The 22,306-nt window shown below is 50.6% G+C and carries 15 protein-coding genes; 8 read left to right on the top strand and 7 right to left on the bottom strand.

Features of this window, described 5'->3' with window-relative positions; translation table 11 throughout:
- Positions 1-235: 235 nt before the first annotated feature.
- The 3 genes from ACP5D4_RS10145 (at position 236) to ACP5D4_RS10135 (ending at position 8,161) form a co-directional block, all read left to right on the top strand.
- Complete coding sequence (locus ACP5D4_RS10145; RefSeq protein ID WP_428011509.1) at positions 236-1,333, top strand: hybrid sensor histidine kinase/response regulator; 1,098 nt, start codon at positions 236-238, stop codon at positions 1,331-1,333.
- A gap of 763 nt (positions 1,334-2,096) precedes the next feature.
- A complete protein-coding gene (locus tag ACP5D4_RS10140; RefSeq protein WP_428011508.1) occupies positions 2,097-6,722 on the top strand; it encodes a S8 family serine peptidase in 4,626 nt (1,541 codons plus the stop codon).
- 437 nt (positions 6,723-7,159) lie between these two features.
- Positions 7,160-8,161 carry a pentapeptide repeat-containing protein gene (locus tag ACP5D4_RS10135; protein ID WP_428011507.1) on the top strand — a complete coding sequence of 334 codons (1,002 nt, stop codon included), beginning with the start codon at positions 7,160-7,162 and terminating at the stop codon, positions 8,159-8,161.
- Positions 8,162-8,652: 491 nt separating this feature from the next.
- On the opposite strand, the gene ACP5D4_RS10130 is transcribed toward ACP5D4_RS10135, so the two are convergent.
- From ACP5D4_RS10130 to ACP5D4_RS10115, 4 genes are all read right to left on the bottom strand, one after another.
- Positions 8,653-10,386, bottom strand: a complete 1,734-nt coding sequence (locus ACP5D4_RS10130; protein WP_428011506.1) for an ABC-F family ATP-binding cassette domain-containing protein — start codon at positions 10,384-10,386, stop codon at positions 8,653-8,655.
- Between the two features lie 178 nt (positions 10,387-10,564).
- Positions 10,565-10,888 (bottom strand): ArsR/SmtB family transcription factor, encoded by a 324-nt coding sequence (locus ACP5D4_RS10125; protein WP_428011505.1) that lies wholly within the window; start codon positions 10,886-10,888, stop codon positions 10,565-10,567.
- A gap of 50 nt (positions 10,889-10,938) precedes the next feature.
- A complete protein-coding gene (locus ACP5D4_RS10120; protein WP_428011504.1) occupies positions 10,939-11,943 on the bottom strand; it encodes a glycosyltransferase family 2 protein in 1,005 nt (334 codons plus the stop codon).
- A gap of 280 nt (positions 11,944-12,223) precedes the next feature.
- The gene (locus tag ACP5D4_RS10115) at positions 12,224-12,523 is read right to left on the bottom strand and encodes a ferredoxin (RefSeq protein WP_428011503.1); all 300 of its coding nucleotides are present in this window, start codon (positions 12,521-12,523) and stop codon (positions 12,224-12,226) included.
- 553 nt (positions 12,524-13,076) lie between these two features.
- Between ACP5D4_RS10115 and ACP5D4_RS10110 the strand changes: the two genes are divergently transcribed.
- The gene (locus ACP5D4_RS10110; RefSeq protein WP_428011502.1) at positions 13,077-14,564 is read left to right on the top strand and encodes a sodium/glutamate symporter; all 1,488 of its coding nucleotides are present in this window, start codon (positions 13,077-13,079) and stop codon (positions 14,562-14,564) included.
- Between the two features lie 459 nt (positions 14,565-15,023).
- Here ACP5D4_RS10110 and ACP5D4_RS10105 read toward each other — a convergent pair whose 3' ends face one another.
- Together ACP5D4_RS10105 and ACP5D4_RS10100 are read right to left on the bottom strand one after the other, a co-directional pair.
- A complete protein-coding gene (locus ACP5D4_RS10105) occupies positions 15,024-15,377 on the bottom strand; it encodes a hypothetical protein (protein ID WP_428011501.1) in 354 nt (117 codons plus the stop codon).
- A 464-nt stretch (positions 15,378-15,841) separates the two neighbouring features.
- On the bottom strand, positions 15,842-16,729 hold the full coding sequence (locus tag ACP5D4_RS10100; protein ID WP_428011500.1) for a mechanosensitive ion channel family protein: 888 nt from the start codon (positions 16,727-16,729) through the stop codon (positions 15,842-15,844).
- A gap of 261 nt (positions 16,730-16,990) precedes the next feature.
- Between ACP5D4_RS10100 and ACP5D4_RS10095 the strand changes: the two genes are divergently transcribed.
- The 4 genes from ACP5D4_RS10095 (at position 16,991) to ACP5D4_RS10080 (ending at position 20,183) form a co-directional block, all read left to right on the top strand.
- Entirely contained in the window at positions 16,991-17,539 is a 549-nt protein-coding gene (locus tag ACP5D4_RS10095; RefSeq protein WP_428011499.1) for a Dps family protein, read from the top strand.
- A 375-nt stretch (positions 17,540-17,914) separates the two neighbouring features.
- Entirely contained in the window at positions 17,915-18,103 is a 189-nt protein-coding gene (gene psb35 / locus ACP5D4_RS10090; RefSeq protein ID WP_428011498.1) for a photosystem II assembly protein Psb35, read from the top strand.
- Positions 18,104-18,228: 125 nt separating this feature from the next.
- Positions 18,229-18,594: a hypothetical protein gene (locus tag ACP5D4_RS10085; RefSeq protein WP_428011497.1), complete on the top strand. Its 366-nt coding sequence runs from the start codon at positions 18,229-18,231 to the stop codon at positions 18,592-18,594.
- A 152-nt stretch (positions 18,595-18,746) separates the two neighbouring features.
- Positions 18,747-20,183, top strand: coding sequence for a hypothetical protein (locus ACP5D4_RS10080; RefSeq protein ID WP_428011496.1), 1,437 nt, complete (start codon positions 18,747-18,749; stop codon positions 20,181-20,183).
- Between the two features lie 199 nt (positions 20,184-20,382).
- Here ACP5D4_RS10080 and ACP5D4_RS10075 read toward each other — a convergent pair whose 3' ends face one another.
- On the bottom strand, positions 20,383-22,182 hold the full coding sequence (locus tag ACP5D4_RS10075; protein WP_428011495.1) for a M3 family oligoendopeptidase: 1,800 nt from the start codon (positions 22,180-22,182) through the stop codon (positions 20,383-20,385).
- Between the last annotated feature and the right edge of the window lie 124 nt (positions 22,183-22,306).

Raw genomic sequence — 22,306 nt, 5'->3', positions numbered from 1 at the left:
ATCTCACGCATCCATTGAGCGATCGGGGATTTTTTTACCAATTATTTCAAATTGTTCTATAATTAAAAATAGGTTCAAACGTTCTATATTGATTCTTAAATATTAATATTAATGACTAACTCTCAAAGAGACAAGCTGACCGATTCCAGCGATCGGCTGTTGGGTTCCACTCCGTTCCATCCAACCGACGCCAAACTATCGAATACTAATGATTAACGATTGAAAGGGGTAAATTATGGACGAGACGAAGGTACTCATTGTTGAAGACGAATTGTTAATTGCCAAAGGCTTGGCGCGGAAGTTAAAGAAACTGGGGTATACCGTGGTGGATATCGTCTCCTCCGGCGACGCCGCCATCGATCGAACCGAGGCATTACAACCCGATATCATTTTGATGGATATCGTCATCAAAGGCGACCTCGATGGCATTGCCACCACCCAAAAAATTCACCATCGCTACGAGGTTCCGGTGATTTACGTGACCGCCTACGCCGATGACGAAACCTTAGAACGTGCTGAAGATACGGGGGCTTACGGCTATATTCTCAAGCCGTTTAAAGACCGAGAAGTTCACGCGGCGATTAAATGCGCTCTCAAGAAACACCAACGGGAACGCCAGGTATCTGAAGAACTCGATCGACAGCAGAAAAATAGCGCCTTACAAGCTCAGTTTCTGTCGATGGCGGCTCACGATTTACGAAGTCCCCTGACGACGATTTTAGGGTCTACAGAACTACTGGCGCACTACGGCCATAAGTTTGACGAAGCCAAGAAAAGCCGCTACCTGGAACGCATTCAAGCCACTGTCGCTCAAATGAACCAGTTACTTGAAGATATTCTCGCCCTCAGTCGCGCCGAGGAGAGTCAAGTGGTGTTTCAGTCAGTGGCGATCGAACTGGCGGCGTTTTGTCGCAACCTGACGGAAGAGTTCCAAACTCAACCGACGCCTCGGATTCAGTTTTCGAGTTCCTGCGACGGCTTACAGGGGGAAATGGACGCGACGCTTTTGCAACATATTTTGATGAATTTGCTCTCGAACGCTTTGAAATATTCTCCAAAAACGGAACCCGTTTTATTTTCCCTGTCGCGAGAGAAGGGATTGGCGGTGTTTGAAGTGGTCGATCGCGGAATTGGCATTCCGAAGGCGGACTTAGATCGACTGTTTCAAGCCTTTCACCGCGCTGGGAACGTCGGTGATATTCAAGGAACGGGGTTAGGTACGGCGATCGTCAAACGGTTTGTCGATTTGCACGGCGGGACGATTTCCGTCGAGACTGTGGAAGGACAAGGTAGCACTTTTATTGTGAAGCTCCCTCTCCAGCGTTCTCGGTAGAACTCCCATTTGTGAAGAGAGTGAGTTCTACTGTTGTGAATCATAGGTACTTGCCCCCTTCACAGGTGCGATCGACAACCCCGATTCGCGGTCAATTCAACTTTTGGGTTTGAAGTTGTGATGCGATCGAACTCCCAGTATCTCTAAGATTCTGGGATTTTTTGATGCTCGATCGCACCTTCACAAACCAACTTTCACGAAAATTCATGGCGGTCTCCGTTTCTCTCGAATAACATAAAACTATCAAATCAAATATTTCAGCCCACATCAGATTTAGTCGTTAATTCTGGATTTATTATTGAGATTTTTTGGACTGATTGTTTTGACTAAAAAATGTATTTAAAAATCTTTTTTGAATACAAAATAAATCCCAATTTACAAATTCAAGCAAAAGACAAAAGACTCATTTTTTGATAAATTCGCCAAAAACGCTTGGATTTTAGCCAAAAACAGAATTTTAGGAAACTCTATAAAAACAAGAAAAAACCGAAATAAACTCAATAATTCATTGTTTTTGTTGCGTCAAAACCATTTGTTTTCTGAGTCAAAAATAGAATCTAATCTTCAAGTATTTGATTAAAAAAAATCAATTTCAGAAAATAAAAAAACAAGAATCCTAGCGATTCACAAAAACCAAAACCCAAGAATTTTATCTCAGACGTAAAATCAGCCCCCCCCAAAGGACACCAAAACTCCGTGTCCTCTGTGTCTCTGTAGCGACCCCCCCCCTCAAAACAACCCACTCAAAACAAGGGTGAAGCTCATGCTCGACTACTCCAGCCCCGAAGAAACCTATCGACCCGAACTCAAAAGCGGATCGATCGCACAACCCGACCCCAATTATCCAGGGAATCTCGCCGGACTCCAAAAACAAACCCCGTTAGAACCTCACGAAAGCGGCGGTCTCGACACCCCAGAACTCCCCGAAATTCCCATCATCGAAATACCAGAAAGCGATATCGACGACCCTGGAACTGACCGGAGATTCGAGGAAGGATTCGGCGACGAAAACTCGAATAGCGAGTTCGACGTTGGCTATAGTAAATCCGACCCCATTACCGGCGATTATAATACCTACGACGAAACCGAAGGATCGGGGGTCGGAATACCCGATCCCAACGATTTCAGCCAAGCGATCGATCTCGACGTTCTCGACGAACTCACCCACGTGACCGGAGACATCGACTTTACCAATCCCAACGACCTGTATCGATTCCAACTCACCGCCGAACAACTCGTTTCGTTGTACTTATACGGACTTGAAGGCGACGCCGATCTTTTCTTAATGCACGATCGCAACGAGAACCAAGAATTCGACGAAGGGGAACTCATCGACTACAGCTTTCGATACGGAAGCTTCGCCGAATCGATCGAGCGTAGCCTCGAAGCGGGAACTTATTACCTGCGCGTCGCCTATTACCGAGGCGATACGGACTATCACCTGCAACTGAACGCCACCGATTTAGCGGGGGACGACATCGCTGGAAACCGCCTCGACACCGCTCTCGACTTGGGTAAACTCGACAGTCCCCGAACAGTTCGCGAATTTGTCGGAAACTCCGATGCAGAGGATTATTACCGAATACAGCTCGATCGCGATCGTAACATCGGCTTGCGCGTTGGCAACTTAACCGCAGACGTAGACGTAGAAATTATCACCGAAGACGGAACCGTTGTCGCCGGATCGTATAACTGGGACAATTCAGACGAACAGTTCGATTGCGCTTTAGCGGCGGGAACCTATTTCGTTCGGGTGGCGCAGTACGAGGGTAGTACCCATTACGACCTCAGCCTCAGCGACATCCCGTTAGACCCGGCGGGAAACGATTTCGACAGTGCTTTAAACGTCGGTATCCTCAACTCCTCGACGTATTACAGCGGTATTGTCAATAACCTCGATGTATACGACTATTACCGTTTCGACCTCACCCAAACCACCGATGTCCGTTTGGGGTTGCAACCCTTTCACGGAAACCCTAACTTAGAACTGATTCGCGATGCCAACGGAGACGGTATTTTTGAGAATAGCGAAAGTATTTCGGCGTCGATTAACTGGGGAACGGCCGAGGAAGTGGTTGAAATGACCCTCGAGGCGGGAACCTATTACGCGCGGGTGGTTGACGATCTATACAGCTTTAACCACTTCTGGTGCTTTGAGGAACGACCGCCGAGCGATTATACTCTGCATCTGGAAGCGACAGCGTTCGATCGACCGGGAGACCGTCCCGAAACCGCTCGCAACCTCGGTACAACCCCCGATGGGATTTTGTACGAAGGCTTCATCGGTCACGGGAACGAACGGGATGTTTATCGTTTCGAGGTCGATGAGACGACGGATTTTGATTTCGCGGTTCGCGAGGTTAATACGGCGATGCGGGTTTCGTTAACCTGGGATAGTAACGGCGACGGAGCGATCGATGAGTTGGACGAGTCTCGATCGAGATCCTGTTATGAGGCAGACTCGATCGCACTGGAGCAAGTTCTCGAAGCCGGAACCTATTATCTGACCGTGGAATCGGAGGGAGGAAACAGCGACTATATCTTGAGTTCCTTCGCCACTCCCGTCACTGAAAGCGATCTGGCGGGGAATACCCTAGTTGAAGCCGCCGATCTCGGCGTTCTGAGCGATCCGATCGCCATCGCGGATAACGTGGGGGTTGCGGACGGCGACGATTGGTATCGTTTCCATCTCGATCGCGAGGGTGAGGTGGAAATGTGGCTGTACGATTTAGACGAAGATGTGGATATCGAATTGAGTCGGGACCGCAACGGAAACGGAGCGATCGAACCGGAGGAAATCCGCTCGGGTTCCTATCGCAGTAGCGGCGTCGAATCGATTCGCGAATCCCTGGAGGCGGGAACTTACGCCGTGCGGGTGTTGTCCTTCGACGGCGAGGATAGCGACTATCAACTCTTACTCACCCGCCGCGACAGGGTTTCCGCTGTGGAAGCGGGAAACAGTCTGGAGACATCCGCCGATTTAGGACTTCTCGAGGAAACCGTCACCCTGCAACCGTCGAATTCCAACGATGGCGAAGGCGACTACTACCGCTTTGAGGTCGATACCTACAGTCAATTCAACATTTTCGCCTCGAGGTCGGACGATTTCACCACCGTCTGCTTACTGGGAGAAGACGGTGAAACGATTCTCACGCGATCGGGGTTTAAAGTGGTCTCTTGCGATCGCTATCTCGAACCGGGAACCTATTTCCTGCGGGTCGATTCCAGCAAACCGAACCCAGATAGCGATTCTCTCCTCGTTCTTTCCGCCGAACCCATCGAACAGAACGACAGCGTGGGGAATACTCTCACCACCGCTTTGGGTATGGGCAATTTGGGGGAATCCTGGCAAGTCTTGAACGAACAGGTGGGTGGTTTCGACTCCAGCGACATCTATCGTTTCACCGTTGAAGGCGATCGCAATTTCTCGGCGTTGTGGGACGCAACCAACGGAGGCGGGAGTTTGCAGTTAATCCGAGACGAGAATCACAACGGCGTTATCGATGAGGGAGAAATTCTCACCAATTCTCGATACTACGATAGTGGGAAGTCGATCGATCGTCTGTTGTCTGAAGGAACCTACTTCATCCAAGTCGGCGGAGGGAGCCAGATTTCCGATTACCGTCTCAACCTGCGAACGACGGCGGCGATCGTTCCCGAACTCGTTGAATTTCCGGAACTGGCGATCGAACTTCCCCCAGACGAAGCGGGAAACACCCCCGAGACGGCGCGAGATTTAGCCCAACTCGGCGAGTTTATCTCGGTCTCGGACGGCGTCAGCAGTCTCAACGACCCCGACGATTACTATTCCTTTGAAGTCACGGAAAACGGCGAACTGACGCTCTTGGTGTCCGACTTCAGCCAAGAACTGACCCTAGAACTTTCTGACGGCGAGGAAACCCGTGTTTTCTCCATCGATGATTGGAACTATTTTTCTTGGAGAAATTTTCAAGGGAGAAATTTTCAAGGGAGAAATTTTCAAGAAATCGATGAATTTTTGAGGGCGGGGAGTTACACCTTGTGCGTGACGGTTCCCGAAGACACGCCGGCCACCCCCTATCGTTTGAGTTTCAGCTTTGAAGCCATCGCCGACACCGCCGGAGATACGATGGCCACGGCGCGAGATTTGGGAAGTCTCGACAGTGCGGTACTGCTTGAGGAGTTTATCGGCAACTTCGACGCCGCAGACGCTTATCGCTTCGACGTGACAGGAAACCATCCGGTGAGTATTGCCTTCGAGGGACTGGCCGACTATGCGGATGTGGAACTGGGACGGGATGGCAACGGGAACGGCGCCATCGACGAGGACGAAATCCTCGAACTTACCGATGAGATCGACTATCGCGGCCTCGAATGGCAGTTCGACAATCTCGAAGCGGGAACCTATGTCGTGCAGGTTCGCCATGTCGAAGACCGCTCTTGGTACAGCAACCATTATCAAATTTCCCTGCGACCGGATTCTTATAGCATAAAAACCGGATACGGTCAAGTCAAAGCGAACGCTGCCTTGGGACTGTCTCCGTCAGAGGACAACGCCTCCGGTAAAAACCTGTGGGGGATCGATCGCGTCGAGGCGCCAGAAGCTTGGAACCACGGATATCGCGGCGACGGCGTGGTGGTGGCGGTGGTCGATACCGGAGTCGATTGGCATCACGAAGACCTAGCCGACAACATTTGGACGAACGCCGACGAAATTGCCGATAACGGCATTGACGATGACGGAAACGGCTTTATCGACGATGTTCGGGGATGGGATTTCGTCAATGAAGACAACGATCCTCTAGATTTGCACGGTCACGGGACTCACGTTTCCGGCACCATCGCCGCCTTAGATAACGGCTTCGGCGTAACGGGGGTGGCGCCCCACGCGACGATTATGCCCGTCCAGGTTCTCAATGCGGGGGGGAGTGGAACCTATCGCGACGTAGCCGACGGCGTTCGTTACGCAGCGGCTAACGGTGCCGACGTTATCAATTTAAGTCTCGGGGGCGGTTATTCCAGCGATCTCGAAGTCGCGATTCGATCGGCAGTCGCCCAAGGGGTTGTCGTGGTCATGTCAGCGGGCAACAGTGGCGCTTCGAGTCCCGGCTATCCCGCCCAAGGTGCGATCGATCGCGGTATGGCGGTAGGCGCCTACGACAGCGATCGCCAGATGGCATGGTTTTCCAACTGCGCCGGATTCAACTGTGACTACGTGATGGCGCCGGGTGTCGATGTTTATTCCACCTTACCGAACCACCGTTATGGCAGCTATAGCGGTACGTCTATGGCAGCCCCCCACGTTTCCGGAGTCGCTGCCCTCGTCCGTCAAGCCAACCCCAACGCCACGGTTGAGGAAATCGAAACGGCGATCGTTCGATCGGGCGATCGCCATGCTGTGATGGACTGAGTTGAGATACCCCAGTCGAGGTCGATCGGGTGCGGTTAGTGGGCGGTTGTCAGTTCGCGTGAAACCCCGTAGCTCTGTTGCATCCACGCAACAGGGCTAAAACGGTTTTTTCCGATGGTGCGATCGATCGGCTTTTGTTGCGTTTTATCAAAAATGTTAGGCCTTAAGCCCAAAAGTTTTGATAAATTGAGCGCGATCGCTTGTAAGGAGATCGAATCGCTATGGAATCGAACCCGATAGACCCTCAACCTCAATACGAATTTGTTGACACTTCAGTGTCAACTCAAATAACAGTGTATTGCAAGACTTCTTGAAACCCAGCTTATCGAAAACGGATTCCGTATGCGCGTCGCTTACCGTGGCGTACCATAGCGCGTACCATAGCGCGTACCATAGAAAAACAATTTCCAAAAACGAGATGAGGGAGTCGGCATCCTATGGCGAACGCAGAACACCTCTGGACTCTCAAGCGAGGCGTTGAGGTCTGGAATCGCTGGCGGGAAGAGAACGATCGCATCGTTCCTAACTTGCACGATGCTGACTTACGAGGGTTGAAACTGGCGGGGGCGAACTTGCGCCGCGCCTGTTTGAGCGAAACTTCGTTGAGTTTGGCGGATTTGCGCGACGCGGATTTACGAGAAGCGGATTTATACGAAGCGGATTTGTTTGAGGCGAACCTAGAGGGCGCCAAGCTTGATCGCGCCTATCTGTTTCGGGCGAACTGTTACCGCGCCTCCCTTTACGGCGTCTCGCTGTATCGTGCCATGCTGGGACGGGCGGATTTAACCAAAGCTTCGGTACGGGATGCGGATTTAACTGAGGCTAGTTTGAGCGAAGCCAATTTGACCCAGACGAACTTTACCGGGTCGAACCTGTCGCACAGCTTTCTCAAATCGGTTCGCGCCATCGCCACGGTATTCGACGAGGCAATTTTGACGGGGGCTTGTTTGCAAGATTGGCAAACCGACAGTGAAACCCGCCTCGAACGGGCAGTTTGCGAGTTCGTATTCTTTGAGTACGACGTCAACCAACATCTGTTTCGCCGACGCTATCCCCGCAATCCGGGCCAAACGCTCGAACCGGGGGCGCTGGCGGCCTTGTTCGCCCCAAAACCGCAAGTCTTCGGGTTGTCCCTGTCGGCGTCGATGTCGTGGACGGCGCTGCGGGAAACCCTCGAAGCGTTGCAGGAAACTCGCCCGGAAGACGAACTGCATCTGTCGGCGATCGAACAAACGGAGGCGGGAAAAATTGTCTTGCGTCTCTCGGTGTCGGCTACGTCGGACCTGCTGGAAGTGGAACGGTTGTTTCGTCAGGAATACGACCGTGTCTGTCAGCGGGAAGGGTCGGTTTTGGGGACGAACGGACAGAAGGCCGAACTGTTCGATATCGTTCGCGTGTTGTCCGATTGCGAAAGCCTTCGCGATCGCTCTTCATCCTAGAGACAGAGGATACTGAAAACAACCCGTCACCATGCCAGGGTTCCGGCGAAGTGAGATGGGTAAATGTAAATTTATCAGAGTAAATTTATCAGATCGGAGTCTCTGCACTGAATCGATATGTTGTTGGGTTTCGCTCTCGCTCCACCCAACCTAACGCAAACTCATATTTTTACAAAAGTGAGATGCACCCAGTGAGATTGTTCCTGATTCCGCCAATTTTCTAGAACTCTGCTAGAGATGATGGTCGGTTGGATCGATCGCGGACTCCCAAGAAAATGCGATCGCGCTTACTGCTGTTGGGGTGGGTCGCTTCAACCCAACCGACGCAACCGAACAATTGGCGAAGGATTTGTAGCAATCGCAATCCTAATTCATTTTTGGCAACTAACCGAAGTTAAAGTTACGACTAATTAGGGATTTTGCCGCGAATTATTTACGATTGCTAAATTTCAAAGAACAACTTTAAAGAATCCCTTTAAAGAACAACGGTATTACACGGCGCTTTTCTGTTTTTTGTTCCGTTTCTTCTCCAACTGTTTCTGCTTCTGTTTCTCCCGCTTTTGCTTCCGCTTCAGTTCTTCTGCCTGTTTCTTGGCCTCGAGTTCTGCCTTGACTCGCGCTTCTTCTTTTTTGTCTAAGTAATAGTGATAGTCGCCGTTGTACAACTTCAATTCGCCGTTTTCGATTTCGACAATTTTGTTGGCGACTTGTGAAATAAAGTAGCGATCGTGAGAAACAATTAATGCCGTTCCGTCGTATTCTTTCAACGCCGTTTCTAACATCTCCTTGGCGGGAATATCCAAGTGATTAGTCGGCTCGTCTAAAATCATCAAGTTCGCCGGACGCAACAGCATTTTCGCCAGCGCCAACCGTGCCTTTTCACCACCGCTCAAAGCGGAAACGGGTTTGAAAACGCTTTCTCCGCTAAACAAAAACCGTCCTAATAAAGTGCGGACTTCTTCGTTTTTCCAGGTCGGAACTTCCCGATGGATGGTCTCCATAACGGTTAAGGTTAAATCCAAAGCTTCGGCTTGATTCTGCTCGAAATAACCGGGGATGACGTTATGTTTGCCCAGTTCGACTTTTCCTTCCTCAATGGTTTCCATGCCCATAATCAACCGAAGCAGAGTCGATTTTCCGCAACCGTTGGGGCCGAGAAAAGCGATTCGATCGCCCCGCTCGACGAAAAGGTTCGCCCCCAAAAAGAGAATTTCCTCATCGTAGGTATAGGTTAAATCTTCGATGGTGACGACTTCTCGTCCGCTGCGAGGGGCGGGGGGAAAATGGAATTTCAGGTTTTTCGTGCTGCCTGTGGGGGCGTCTACGAGTTCCATTTTCTCAAGTTGTTTTTCGCGGCTTTTCGCCTGGGTGCTGCGGGTGGCACTGGCGCGAAATCGCTCGATGAAAGCTTGTTGTTTTTCGAGTTCTTTTTGTTGCCGTTCGTAGGTGGACAGTTGAGCGAGTTGGTTTTCGGCTTTTTGTTCGAGATAGGCGGTGTAATTGCCCAGATAGGTGGTGGAAACGCCCCGTTCGGTTTCGACGATTTGGGTGCAGAGTCGATCGAGAAATTCTCGGTCGTGAGAAACGATGACCATCGGCGTGTTAATGCCTTTGAGGTAGTTCTCCAACCATTCAATGGTTTCGAGGTCGAGGTGGTTCGTCGGTTCGTCGAGGAGGAGAACATCGGGATCTTGCAGGAGGATTTTGCCCAAACTCATCCGCATTTGCCAACCGCCGCTAAAGTCGCTGACGAGTCGATCGCCGTCGCTGACGGAAAACCCCACTTCGGGCAGGATTTTTTCGATTTGAGATTCCAGGCTGTAGCCGTCGAGGGCTTCAAATTTACGTTGGTGGCGATCGAGTTCGTGAATGAGATCGTCGAGTTCGTCCGGGGAGGCGGTTTCCATCGCCTTCGTCACGTCGGCGATTTTCTGTTGGACGCGGTTGGCTTCCTCGAACACCGTCCAAAATTCAGCCCGGACGGTTCGCGTGGGTTCGACTTCAAACTCTTGAGTAAGATAGGCGATTTTTAAACTCGAGGGACGAATCACTTCGCCGGCGGTGGGTTCGATTTCGTCGGCGACGATTTTTAACTGGGTGGATTTTCCAGCTCCGTTAGCCCCGACGAGTCCGATGCGATCGCCGGGTTTGACTTCCCAAGTGACATCCTTGAGAACTTCAATTCCACCGGGGTAAATTTTGCTGATGCGTTCGAGTCTAAGCATAAAATTTCGTGTGAGGACGTCGGGGGTGAGGTGCGATTGGCGTGCAGCAGTCCGCTAACTGCTCTCACTGTAACAAAGCGTTACAAGAATCCCAAGCCTCAAATGTGACTCGATCTGGGCAAGACAGAGAAGATTCAGATTCTCGGGAATTTCGAGAAGGTCGATCGAGAAGAAACGATTACTGACAGCACCGTGGGGCGGGGAGTTGGGCGGTCGATCGACGAAACGATCCGAGATACTGTTCTAAAGCGGCAATTTGAGAGAGATTGAGGCTGTAATAAACCCAACGGCCTTCTTGACGGGGAGAGACGAGCTGAGCTTCTCGTAAGACTTTCAGGTGAAACGACAGTTTTGATTGTGGCGTATCGAGAAGATCGCAAAGTTCGCAAACGCAATGTTCTCGATGGCGCAGGAGATCGAGAATGTTGAGTCTTAAAGCATCGGACAAGGCGCGAAATCCCAGCCCGATCGACTCCGTTTCCAATCCCTTCGATTTAGTCATTGTTCCCCGCCAATGCGTCGATCTTCCATTGTAGCGAGTCCTTGAATTTTCTAATTTGTCGTTTGTTGACGCACCCGTTCCGAATAATCCTGCGATCGAACCTGTCGAAACAGTTGAAACGCCAGCTTCCGCCAACTCAGAGGAAGATAGGACAACCACAGCCCCAATTGGGCTTTTTTCGACCCACCGTTAACGGCAATGGCTTGCTTCAACAAATCCCGCCCCCGCTGGGCCTGTCCCGTTTCCAGATAGCGCAACCCCAAGGCTTCTTGAGTTCCCGCCAGTTTCCCACGCCGCAATTGTTCCAACTCGGTGTCGTCAAAGCAATAACTTTCGAGACAAATGACTTTCGCGTTGAGAAACCGCAGGTTTTGTTCGGGACGAGTTTGTTGTCCGCCGTGAATGCGGTACTCCATTAAGTATTCAGGAATATAGTATCCCTGCTTTCCCGCTAACGCCAAACGGATAAACAGATCGTAATCTTCGCAACCATCGGCGTAGGGGGGAAAAGTTCGCATGAAATCGATCTCCCGCAACGCCTCGAGACGAAAGAGACTCGAACCGATTTGTAGACTTTGATGGTGAAGCGCCTGTAGGGTCAAATCGGTGATTTTCCCCTCGGGAATTCGATCTTTTCCCCATCGGGCGGTATTTTCCTTCGTCGTTTGTTCGTCTCGCTGGCTTTGGGCGTCGATAATCCAGTGATGGGTAGATACGAAATCGATCTCGGGACGATTTTCGAGAACCGCGACAGTTTTCTCGAGGAATTCGGGACAGAGGGCATCGTCGTCGTCGAATTTAATAAAATATTCTCCCACAGCCGCCTTGAATCCCGATCGCATATTGGGACTGCGGCGAATGTTTTGGGGATGACGGATATAGCGAATGCGGGGATCGTCCCACTGGGAAACCACTTCTGGGGTGTTGTCGGTGGAGGCGTCGTCGCAAATTATTAACTCAAAGTCCGTATAAGTTTGCCCCAGAACGCTGTTGACGGCGTAAGTGAGATAGTGGGCGCGGTTGTAGGTGGGGATACAGACGCTAACTTTTGGCATACGGCTTAGGATAACAACTCGACAACACCAGGGACAGGGGACAGATCTGGCAGACGCAAAGCATTCAGAGGGGGAAACGACCCGATCGAAGCGAAGACTCGAAACCCTTTAAACGCGAGCCTCAACTGTAGTGTAGCCCGAACCCTATGGCTCCCACTATTGCGAGAAGGCGAAATCCGCCCGAAAGTACGAGACTTTCAGGCGGACTGGCAAATTTCTCGTTATTATGCGCTTTGGCGAATGTCTCCGTTCGCGGAGTCGGTTCGCCTAGGAAGGCTTTTTAGTAGAGCGCTTCTTCTTGGTGGGTCATGATGGTGCAGTCCGAAGTGGGGTAAGCCACGCAAGTCAGGACGTAACCCGCTTCGATTTGATCGTCATCCAAGAAGGATTGGTCGGATTGGTCGATGGAACCTTCGGTGATTTTACCAGCGCAGGTGGAGCAAGCACCGGCACGGCAGGAATAAGGCAGGTCGATGCCTTGTTCTTCAGCAGCGTCGAGGATGTATTCGTCGTCAGGTACTTCGATCGTGGTGTTGAGACCTTCGTCTTCGTTAATGAGGGTAACTTTGTAAGTCGCCATGTGATTATTTTCTCCAGACTATAAGCTTTCCTAATCGCCTAAATCGACGGTTTTCGCGCCGACTTGCCGAGGTTAGGTATCTACTATCTCTGATATTACGGGAAAAGATAGATGATGCAACCCCTAGGACGAGGACGATCGCAACGAAATTTATTATAACTATTCCTAATTCAACCTCGATTTACTTATGGATCGATTGCCTGAGAATGACTCCTATTAACAAAATCTTTATATTTTGTCAATTCACGAATTTTTGTGTATTTCGCCGGTTCTGTTGGGGGAGATCGGAGAAGTCCTCAATTTTTCGAGTTGAGGGGCATCACCGAAAAACCCGAGATGACATTGCCCGAGAAATCGATCGCCTTCGTCAGGCTACTTTTGCCCTCCACTTTCCTTTTTCTTAACCGAATTTCAGAATATCCTGATTAACTCATATATTGATGTTTTGATAAAGCGTGCGATCGATCCCCTGGAGAAGGCCGCCAGATCCCCGACCGTTTAATCTGGAAAAAAGCATTTTAGCGATTCGACTTAGCGATTCGATCGAAACCCTATGCCAGTGACTCCCTTTTCCCTCGGTATCTGGAACCTCATCGCGGCCACCCCCGCCGGAACGCCCACCTTCGCGCTCCAAGATGCGTTCTTCGCCTTCGTCATTGTCGGACTGTTGATTCTCGTCGGACGGCTGATTCGACAAAAACTGAAAATCCTGCGAGTTCTCTACATCCCCAGTTCGATCGTAGCGGGAGTGTTGGCGTTGCTACTGGGGCCGCAAGTCCTCGGACAACTGGTGTCCCCCGATTCCCCCTTCGTCGAAGGACTGTTTTCCCAAGACGTTCGCAACGTCTGGAGTCAGTCCCCCGGCGTCTTTATCAACGTAGTCTTCGCCGCCTTATTTTTAGGCGAACCAATTCCCCGTCCCGGGGACATTTGGCGCAAAGCCGCCCCGCAAGTAGCCTTCGGACAGAGCCTCGCCTGGGGTCAGTACGTCGTAGGATTAATTCTGACGCTGCTCGTATTGACCCCAGTTTTCGGAATTTCCCCCATTTCCGGAGCGTTAATCGAAATCGCCTTTGAAGGGGGTCACGGAACGGCGGCGGGGATGGCCGGAACCTTTACCGAGTTGGGATTTCCCGAAGGGGGCGATTTAGCCCTCGGTTTGGCGACGGTAGGTATCGTCTCGGGAATCGTTTCGGGGATTTTGCTGGCCAACTGGGGACGCCGTCGGGGATTGGTGGCCTCGGCCAGGTTGGAACCCGCTTCAGCGGAAGAACCTTACGAAACGGAAATCGCCCGCCAAGAACATCCCGATATTGTGGCGGCTCGCCAACAGTTAACGGAAGATTTGCTGATCGATCCGATTTCGTTGAATTTGGGATTCGTGGGACTGGCTATCGCCATCGGTTGGGCAATTTTAGCCGTTCTCAAAGCCATCGAAGCGGCCACTTGGGGACAAAACGGGTTAACGATTATGGCTTACGTTCCCCTGTTCCCGATGGCGTTGGTGGGGGGAATTATCGTTCAAGGGGTGTTGATGCGCTTGCGGTTGACGCCGTTGGTGGTGCGATCGCTCATGGAACGCATTGCAGGCGTCGCCTTGGACGTCACCATCGTCACAGCACTGGCCTCGATTTCGCTGACGGCGTTGGGGGCGAATTTCGTACCGTTTGCGTTGTTGGCCTTGGCGGGGATTGCTTGGAACGTCTTAGCCTTTGTGTTTCTGGCACCTCGGATGTTACCGACGTTTTGGTTCGAGCGGGGGTTGGGCGATATGGGTCAGTCGATGGGGGTGACGGCGACGGGGATTCTGTTGTTGCGGATGGTCGATCCTCACAATCGATCGGGTGCCTTTGAGAGTTTTGCGTACAAGCAGTTATTTTTCGAGCCGATCGTCGGTGGCGGTTTGTTTACGGCGGCCGCGCCGATTTTGGTGGTGGAGTTGGGTGCTTCGGGGGTTTTGATGCTGACGGGGGGACTGTTGGTGTTTTGGTTGGTTTTGGGGCTGTTCGTCTTCGGACGGAAGGAGCGAGCGGTTCAATAGCAAGGCTTCTGTTGAGGTTTTGAGAGACCCGGAATTTTCGAGATTCCGGGTCTCTGGGATGTTTCCTCTTTCGCGTCGATCGCTCGATGCCTCTGACTGAAACGCCTTGAGGCTCTCGTCTGCAAAAAATACATAATTTGTACTTACAAAATACAAATATAAATAATCTTGTATTTCTTAGTTTATAGGAGTTTTCGGGATTCAAAAAAAGAATTAAAAAATAGTGTTTTCATTCCTTGATAAAAATGTTTTAATCAAATTAGAGGGTTTGGAAATGCTGTCATGTATTGGATGACTTTATCGTTAGCGATCGCCTATGTCGCCAGTGTTTATCTGTTGCTGGCGCTGATACGGAAGATGATGTTTCGCCGCGCCACGGCTAAGGTTAAATAATTGAAAGGCGAGGTCGGGAAACTGCGGATTGGCTATTCCTCGACCTCGACTCACAATCTATAGGATCTATACGATCGCGCCGTTGGCGATCGAAGTCGAGAGGTTAGAGGGTTCGGCATCGATGGCAGGAGACGATGCGATCGAAAGTCCCTCGATCTCGTCGATCAGATCGTCGAGCATCTCCCAGCGTCGGGCTGTCGCCCAAATTGTTTCGGTCACTTCCTGTCCCGGTGCCACCAGAAGCGTACCATCGGGTTTGGTGACGAAACGAGAAACGCGACGCCCGACAGCTTGGGGTTTGAGAGAGCTGTAAGGTGCGATCGACGAATTCCTCTCGGCGATCGCGATCGATTGTGAATGGCTGCGGGGTGAATGTCTGCTGGATTCAGTCGTGTCAAAGAGTCTAGAGTCTCCTGTCACGATCGATTTCCTCCTGTTGTAACATCAATAATCGAAAACAAAACCAAAACGAAAACAAAAATACGGTTCGGACAGTCCAAAAACATCGATCTGTCCTCAACCCGGTTCAGTGTAGCGAGTGGCGCTCGCATTTTTGCCTATCGCGTGGTAGAGATGTCACTAGAATTTATCAGAAAATTTTCACCAAAGGGCGATCGCTCAGTTCTCTCTCAGCCCTGCAAAGTTTCACTAAAGTGATGCCGATCTCATGGGATATCATAGCGATCGTCTAAAATTTGACCAAACATACTAACTCGCCAAAAATATCTAACTTTTCAACCTTTTTCTCAATCTTCAATTTTTAAAAAATCCCGAAAGAAGTTACAAAAAACGCTCAGCCGCAGTCGAGAACCCCGGCATCTCGGAGATGCCGGGGTTCTGAAAGCCGATCTGAAAGCCATCAAGTCTAAAAACGAGAAAACCCCTCAATTCCCGTTGCGTTCGGCAGACAGAGGCATAAAATCAGCAAATTCGCGTTGGTCGAAATGATAAACCGTGCGAATAGGATAGGGAATATTGATATCGGCGCGATCGCAAGCCGCCTTCAGTGCCATCATGACCTGAGTTTGAGCGCGTCGCACCTCAGCTCGTTGCGGTGCCGTCCAATAGCGCACCACCAAATCGATCGAACTATCGCCAAAACTCACCACATCGACTTCCACTTCCGGCACTTGCAGAACCCCTTCCACGCCCTGAAGCGCTTCGTAGAGAACCTCTCTAGCCTTGGGAAGCGGCGTATTATAGTCCACGCCGATCGATAAATCCGTGCGTCGTTGAGGTAGCGCCGTCAACACCTGAACCGGACTCGTAAACACGATCGAATTGGGAATTACCACCTGTTCGCCGCGATAAGTGCGAATTTGAGTCGATCGAATGGCGATTTCCTCCACCGTTCCCTCGTAATCGTCCACCACGATCTGATCGTGAAGTTCAAACGGTTCATGTAACAGCAGCAGAATTCCCGCCAGAAAATTCTTAAAAATATCCTGAAACGCAAAACCAACGGCGACGGAACTCAACCCCAGCAGAGCGATGATATCGCCGACGCGCAACCCCGGGAACGCAATGACGCCAGAGGCGAGAATCCCCACCACCCAAGTGGCGACGTAACTGGTTTGCACCACCAACGACTGAAGCGATCGACTTTTGAGAATGCGTCTGGCGGTCGCCGACACCACCCGCTTCACCAAATTGGCACCGTAGCGAGTCGCGAACAAAATTACCACCGCCACCAGCAACGCCGGAAGCAGTTGAATGCTTTGTCCCACCAAATCTACCAGGCGGGACTGAATCTCTTGAATTAATGCAGTCATGTTTTACAGTTCCTTAAAAAAACACCGCAGCGATCGCAGCGTTTTCACGAACAAGCACCGTTAAATTAGACGAAAATCTCCATTTTGTCATCCCCCAATCGAGAGAGATGGGAGAGATCGATCGACTAAAATCGTCGCAAAAACGCTCTCTCTCCCTCAAACGTCCCATCTCTCGGACAATCTCTCGTTGGACAGACGACCGCAGCCTTCTCAGGTTGTTGTAATGAAGGTGAAGCGAAACGACAGGAGTTCTTTTAATATATGCGTCCGATTAATATTGGTTTGACCGATCGCCAACGCAAAGGTGTTATCGAGTTACTCAATCAAGATATCGCCGACTTATACCTACTGTTGGTAAAAACGAAGAAATACCATTGGGATGTCGTCGGTCCTCAATTCCGCACCCTTCACGAACTCTGGGAAGAACACTACACCAGTTTGACGGAAAGTATTGACGAATGTGCCGAACGGGTTCGCGCGTTAGGCGGATATCCCATCGGAACCGTCGAAGGCTTCTTGCAACTATCCTCGATTAAAGAACATCCCGGTGACGTTCCGAGTGCCAATCAAATGGTCGAACGGTTGATGAACGACCACGAACAAATTATTCGCAACTTGCGCGGTCATGTGAATCGCTGTTCCGAAGAATTCGACGACGAAGGAACCGCTGACTTCTTGACTGGAATGATGGAAGACCACGAAGAAATGGCCTGGATGTTGCGATCGTTCCTCGGCGGCGAGTCTGTCTCGGGAGATGGCGCCGGTCGCGAATCTAGTGTTAGCGAACAAATGCCGACAGGCGTGCGGTAATCGTTTCAAGTTCGATCTTGCCGTTTGTTGCAATGAAGTCGGTCGTCTATAACGGTCTTCAATGCCCCAGTTTCTTCAGGACGCTGGGGTTTTTAAGCATGACGGTTTAAAACGCTACTTTCTCGAAAAACGTTCAGTTGTAATTTTCCTTGAGATGCCGGGGATCTGAAAGGCGATCTGAAAGGCCATCTGAAAGACGATGGGCTTCTGGTAATTTTCAGGCAGAATATGCAACCTCTACCTACAGTTTTAGATAAATTTACAAAAACGCAGGTTTGAATCTACTTCTAGATAGATGTAAGCATAGGGATGTCCTCGTTAAACTAATAAGTGAAGATAAAGAAAACTGCAAAAAAACGAGAGGTGAAATCGTTTATGTATTTATTAGTGGAAGGTTCTCAACAGGCATTTCAATATCCGCTGTCTTTAATTGCGGTGGCTGTCGTTGGATTTATCGCCGCTGCTGCCTTGGGTTCGATCGCCTGGTATAACTCCAAGCGTCCCCCCGGTTGGCAAGACAAAGAACGCCCCGATATCGTTCCCGATATCGATACGAACCAGTAATCGAAGAAGCGTTCAAGCCGCGACTCGAATTTAAACGAAGAATTTAAACGAAGAATTCACCGGAAATTCAAGTTTCGTTTAAATCGATCGCACCTGCAAACTCTCACAAAAAGGAGACCCCAAGTATGAGTATCAAACCGACTCCGAACGCTGAAAACTTACATTACGATCGCGAAATCGTTCCGTCTGAAACCGAAGAACGGTTAGAACGGGAAGGCGAGAATTTCCAGAAAACGCCCGAACCCGCGAAAAGTCCTGAAGAAGGACATATCGATACGACGACCGGATACACCGTCGATCGCGAAGGGTTGGCGAACAACTACGCCATCGAACCGGAAATGTATTACGAAGTTCCCGGCGATCGACGGGAGAAACAGGAAGCACTCAAGCAGCAACGGGCTGAAGAGTTTGAAGCCCTTAACGAAACCGACGAAGACGGCAAACTCGAAGTTGGAGAAGACCGCCGGAGTAAAGGCCCGGGCTTGTTCTAAATCCCTCACTCGAATCTGACAGCCCAAGCTCAGCTTTCCTGCTGGGCTTATTCCTTTGGGATTGGGAAAACTGCGGTTGTCCGAGGTGTATTTTTTACAGTCAAACTTCTATTCTTCAATCCTTCATAAATTCTCATTATTTCGATATTGCGATGCTACAGACCCTCAAATATCCCTCCAAAAAATGGATTGCTTGGTGGGCGAAATTTACGGCAGTTCTGGCCGCGTTCAACCTGTTCTTAGGATTGTTCGATCTCAGTTACATTGCCATGCGGGACGTATATTTACGATACGTTCCCGAACTCGTGACCCTTTACGATCCCGTCAAAGGCATCGAACCCCATCCTCAAACGGAAAAATATCTCGAGAGCGTCGATCGCCTGATCGATCGCGTGGGCGAATCTGGTCTCGATTCCCAACAAACCGAAGCCTTGCTGGCGGGGTTGCGATCGCAAAGCGACGCCCTCATCGATGAAAACCCCTTCACCGGATCGGGCAAATTCGCCACCTTCGCCAAACTGCAACGACGCATCAGCGATCGCCTCGGCACCGATTCCGCCAAACAAGCCTTGCGTCGCTTTTGGACGACAGACTACTTAGAAACTTACGGGGTGCGATCGGAACTGGCGTTTTTCCAAACCCGCATCGCCCCACTACTCGACGGTAACTATTACCGTCCCACCGACGATTACGGCCAGCCTGTGGATTGGTACTGGCGCATCGACGCTTGGTTTATCGTCTTTTTCGCCATCGAATACCTGGCGTTGACCTTTTTCGTCTCTCGTCGCCGTGCGGGTGTAACCTGGGGAGAAGCCATGTTACGACGCTGGTACGACCTGTTTTTACTGGTTCCCATTTGGCGGTGGTTGCGAATTATCCCCGTCGCTGTGAGACTGCACCAGTCGAAAGTGGCGAACATGGAAGGGATTCTCTCGCAGATTACCTACGAACCTGCGGCGTATTTGTCCGATCGCGTATCGGAGTTCGTCACCGTTCGCACCTTGAACCAGGCGCAGGAGGCCATTACCGAAGGAGATATGGCCCGGGCGATTTTGCAACCGTCCTCTTATATCAACGTCGGCGACGCCAATACCCTGGAAACCATCACCGATCGACTGTTGCAACTGACGATTTATCGGGTGTTACCGGAGGTGCAACCGGAACTTCGATCGTTGCTGCACTATTCCCTCGACAGTGCCTTTCGCGAATCGGCGTTTGTGGAACTTCTCGAACGGATTCCCGCCTTGAAACATCTACCTCAAGACACCATCGACAACTTGTCCAACTATCTGGCCAACGCCACCTGCGACGCTTTAGCCAACGCTTACGCCGACGAAATTGGACGGGAACGCTTTGAGGAACTCACTCAGGAGTTTCAAGTGGCGTTGCGGCGAGAATTGCAAGACGAGAAGACCTTAGACGAGTTGCAGACCTTGTTATCCGACCTTCTCGAAGAAGTGAAAATCAACTACGTGGAACGGTCTGCCGAACGCACTCCCGAGGAAACGATCGAGGATGTCGAGGCGGTATTCGATCGAATCGAACGGGAAAACGCTGCCAGCAAACCTCAAGATTCTGCCCGGAGGTGAAACTCTGTTCCGAAGCCTCTTGTCATCGCCAAAGCGTCCTTCGGCGCTGCTAGGGGAACGAAAGGTCTTTTCTTGGTATAGTTACAAAGATTTGTTAATTTTTTTCTAAAAACTTCTCTAAATATGCTACATCCCCGGCATCTCCAAGATGCCGGGGATCTGTTGCAAACCGGAAGAATTTCTAACAGTTTGTCTGGAATTATAAAGTCTGTTCCAACTGATTTAACAACCCTTGAACGTATTCCAGCGCATTTTGAATTGTCGCCGTATCTTCCAAATCCACATCAACAAAATGACGCAGAGCCTCAACCTGATTCCACTGACTGCCCGACGCTAACAATTCCAAATAACCGGGAACGAAATCTTTGCCCACTTCCCGATATTTTTGATAACAGGCCAAACTGACCAAAGTGGACGCCGTATATTGGTAGCAGTAGAAAGGTTTGAAGAAGATGTGACCGATGCGTGCCCAGTCATATTGATGGGCGTCGAGGAGTTCCACAGAATCCCCGCAGAGCTTGCGATACAAATCCATCCAGGTGTCGTTGACGAACTGTCGATCGAAACTCCCTTGTTCGGCTCGATCGTGAAGCATCAACTCCAAGCGGCTGATGGTACTTTGTCGGAACAACAAACTAAACTGATCTTCCAATTGTCGAGTAATCAAAGCCCGACGCAATTTCGCATCGTCTCCCGCTTGATTCAACAAATAATCTAACAACAACAACTCATTAAACGTCGAGGCGACCTCTGCCAACACCAGCGGCGGATTGCTGTTGAAATAGGACTGTTGGCGATCGATCCAATCGAAATGCAGCCCGTGACCCATTTCGTGAGCCAACGTAAACAGCGAAGTGTAATCCTCCGTATAGGACATCAACAAATAACTGTGTTTCCCGTGAAAATAGGCGCAGAACGCACCGCCTCGCTTCCCAGGACGCACTTTCGCATCCACCCAATGATTGAGGAAAAATTCTTCCGCCCGTCGCGCGTAGTTCACATCGAACTGTTCCAAAGCGTCCAACAACGTCGTCACCCCGGTTTTGTAATCGATAGGGGGTTGCGATTCCGTCGTCCAAGGAGCGTAAATGTCGCAAATGCGAATTTTTTGACCCAAAGCTTTGGCTTTCAAGCGATAGTAACGCTGGAACAAATCGAAGCGACTTTGGGTCCCGTCCATGATGGCGCGAAAGACGGGTTCGGACACCTCGTCAGCCACGAGTTGCTTGTGCAAAGTGGATTTGTACGATCGCATCTGACTTTCAACGCGATGGTCTTGAGTGACGGCGTTGAGGATGTAACCGTAGAGGGAATTATGTTGTTGGAGAACCCGACGAACCGACTGATAGGCGTTGAGGCGAGTATCGGCGTCGGGGTGAAACAGTAACGCACTCAGTTCCGCTTCCGTAGTGGCGGTTTTCCCGTCGGGGGTGGTGACGGGTTCGTACTCCTGTTCTCCCAGGTGAACTGATCGCAACTTCACGAAGGCTTCTCGTCCCGTTAACATATCGCGGTTGCGGGTTTGTTCGACCTCTTCGGGGAGAGTATGGGGGCGAACTTCCGCAATGCGATCGAGATAATGTCGATAGTTCTCCAGTTCCGGGGCTTGTTGCAGTTGACTGAAGCGAGTTTCCGCGATCGATTGCAGTTCGAGATCGAAAAACAACAGTTGGTTTTCAACCTGCGTCAACGCCTCCATCACCTTATCTTCAAACTGCTGCGCTTTAGTATCGCGGGTGTCGGCGGCGAATTTCAAAGCGGGGAAAGCGTAGAGATAGCCAGATTTCTGATGAATCGATTCCAGTTCCCGCAGACAGTCGGCGATTTGTACCGGGGACAGCTGCGCCACATTCGATCGATACTGTTCCCGAAACGCCGAAGCCCGCTGTTGCAAGCTTCGCAAGTCTTCTTCAAACTGAGGATCGTCAAATCCCGCGTATAAATCCCGCAGATCCCATTCTTGCGTGTCGGAAATTTGCTGAATCGAGGATTGAACCAAGGCGAACTCCTTTTGTGAAACGCGATCCCTTTTATTGTAGAGAACGGGGAAGACGACCGATGATGTGTTCTCATCATCCCCTCACCTCATCATCCCCTCACCTCATCATCCCCTCACCTCATCA

Origin of the sequence: Baaleninema sp. (assembly GCF_049974805.1) — a bacterium.
Classification (GTDB): domain Bacteria; phylum Cyanobacteriota; class Cyanobacteriia; order Cyanobacteriales; family Geitlerinemataceae; genus Baaleninema.
This window is presented reverse-complemented; position numbering and strand designations above follow the sequence as displayed.

Bases quoted from the DNA above. Each gene is read 5' to 3' on its own strand.
- ACP5D4_RS10125 (WP_428011505.1), bottom strand. From the start codon at position 10,888: ATGACTAAATCGAAGGGATTGGAAACGGAGTCGATCGGGCTGGGATTT.
- ACP5D4_RS10080 (WP_428011496.1), top strand. From the start codon at position 18,747: ATGCTACAGACCCTCAAATATCCCTCCAAAAAATGGATTGCTTGGTGG.
- ACP5D4_RS10095 (WP_428011499.1), top strand. From the start codon at position 16,991: ATGCGTCCGATTAATATTGGTTTGACCGATCGCCAACGCAAAGGTGTT.
- ACP5D4_RS10100 (WP_428011500.1), bottom strand. From the start codon at position 16,729: ATGACTGCATTAATTCAAGAGATTCAGTCCCGCCTGGTAGATTTGGTG.
- ACP5D4_RS10130 (WP_428011506.1), bottom strand. From the start codon at position 10,386: ATGCTTAGACTCGAACGCATCAGCAAAATTTACCCCGGTGGAATTGAA.
- ACP5D4_RS10110 (WP_428011502.1), top strand. From the start codon at position 13,077: ATGCCAGTGACTCCCTTTTCCCTCGGTATCTGGAACCTCATCGCGGCC.
- ACP5D4_RS10135 (WP_428011507.1), top strand. From the start codon at position 7,160: ATGGCGAACGCAGAACACCTCTGGACTCTCAAGCGAGGCGTTGAGGTC.
- psb35 (WP_428011498.1), top strand. From the start codon at position 17,915: ATGTATTTATTAGTGGAAGGTTCTCAACAGGCATTTCAATATCCGCTG.
- ACP5D4_RS10085 (WP_428011497.1), top strand. From the start codon at position 18,229: ATGAGTATCAAACCGACTCCGAACGCTGAAAACTTACATTACGATCGC.
- ACP5D4_RS10120 (WP_428011504.1), bottom strand. From the start codon at position 11,943: ATGCCAAAAGTTAGCGTCTGTATCCCCACCTACAACCGCGCCCACTAT.
- ACP5D4_RS10140 (WP_428011508.1), top strand. From the start codon at position 2,097: ATGCTCGACTACTCCAGCCCCGAAGAAACCTATCGACCCGAACTCAAA.
- ACP5D4_RS10115 (WP_428011503.1), bottom strand. From the start codon at position 12,523: ATGGCGACTTACAAAGTTACCCTCATTAACGAAGACGAAGGTCTCAAC.
- ACP5D4_RS10145 (WP_428011509.1), top strand. From the start codon at position 236: ATGGACGAGACGAAGGTACTCATTGTTGAAGACGAATTGTTAATTGCC.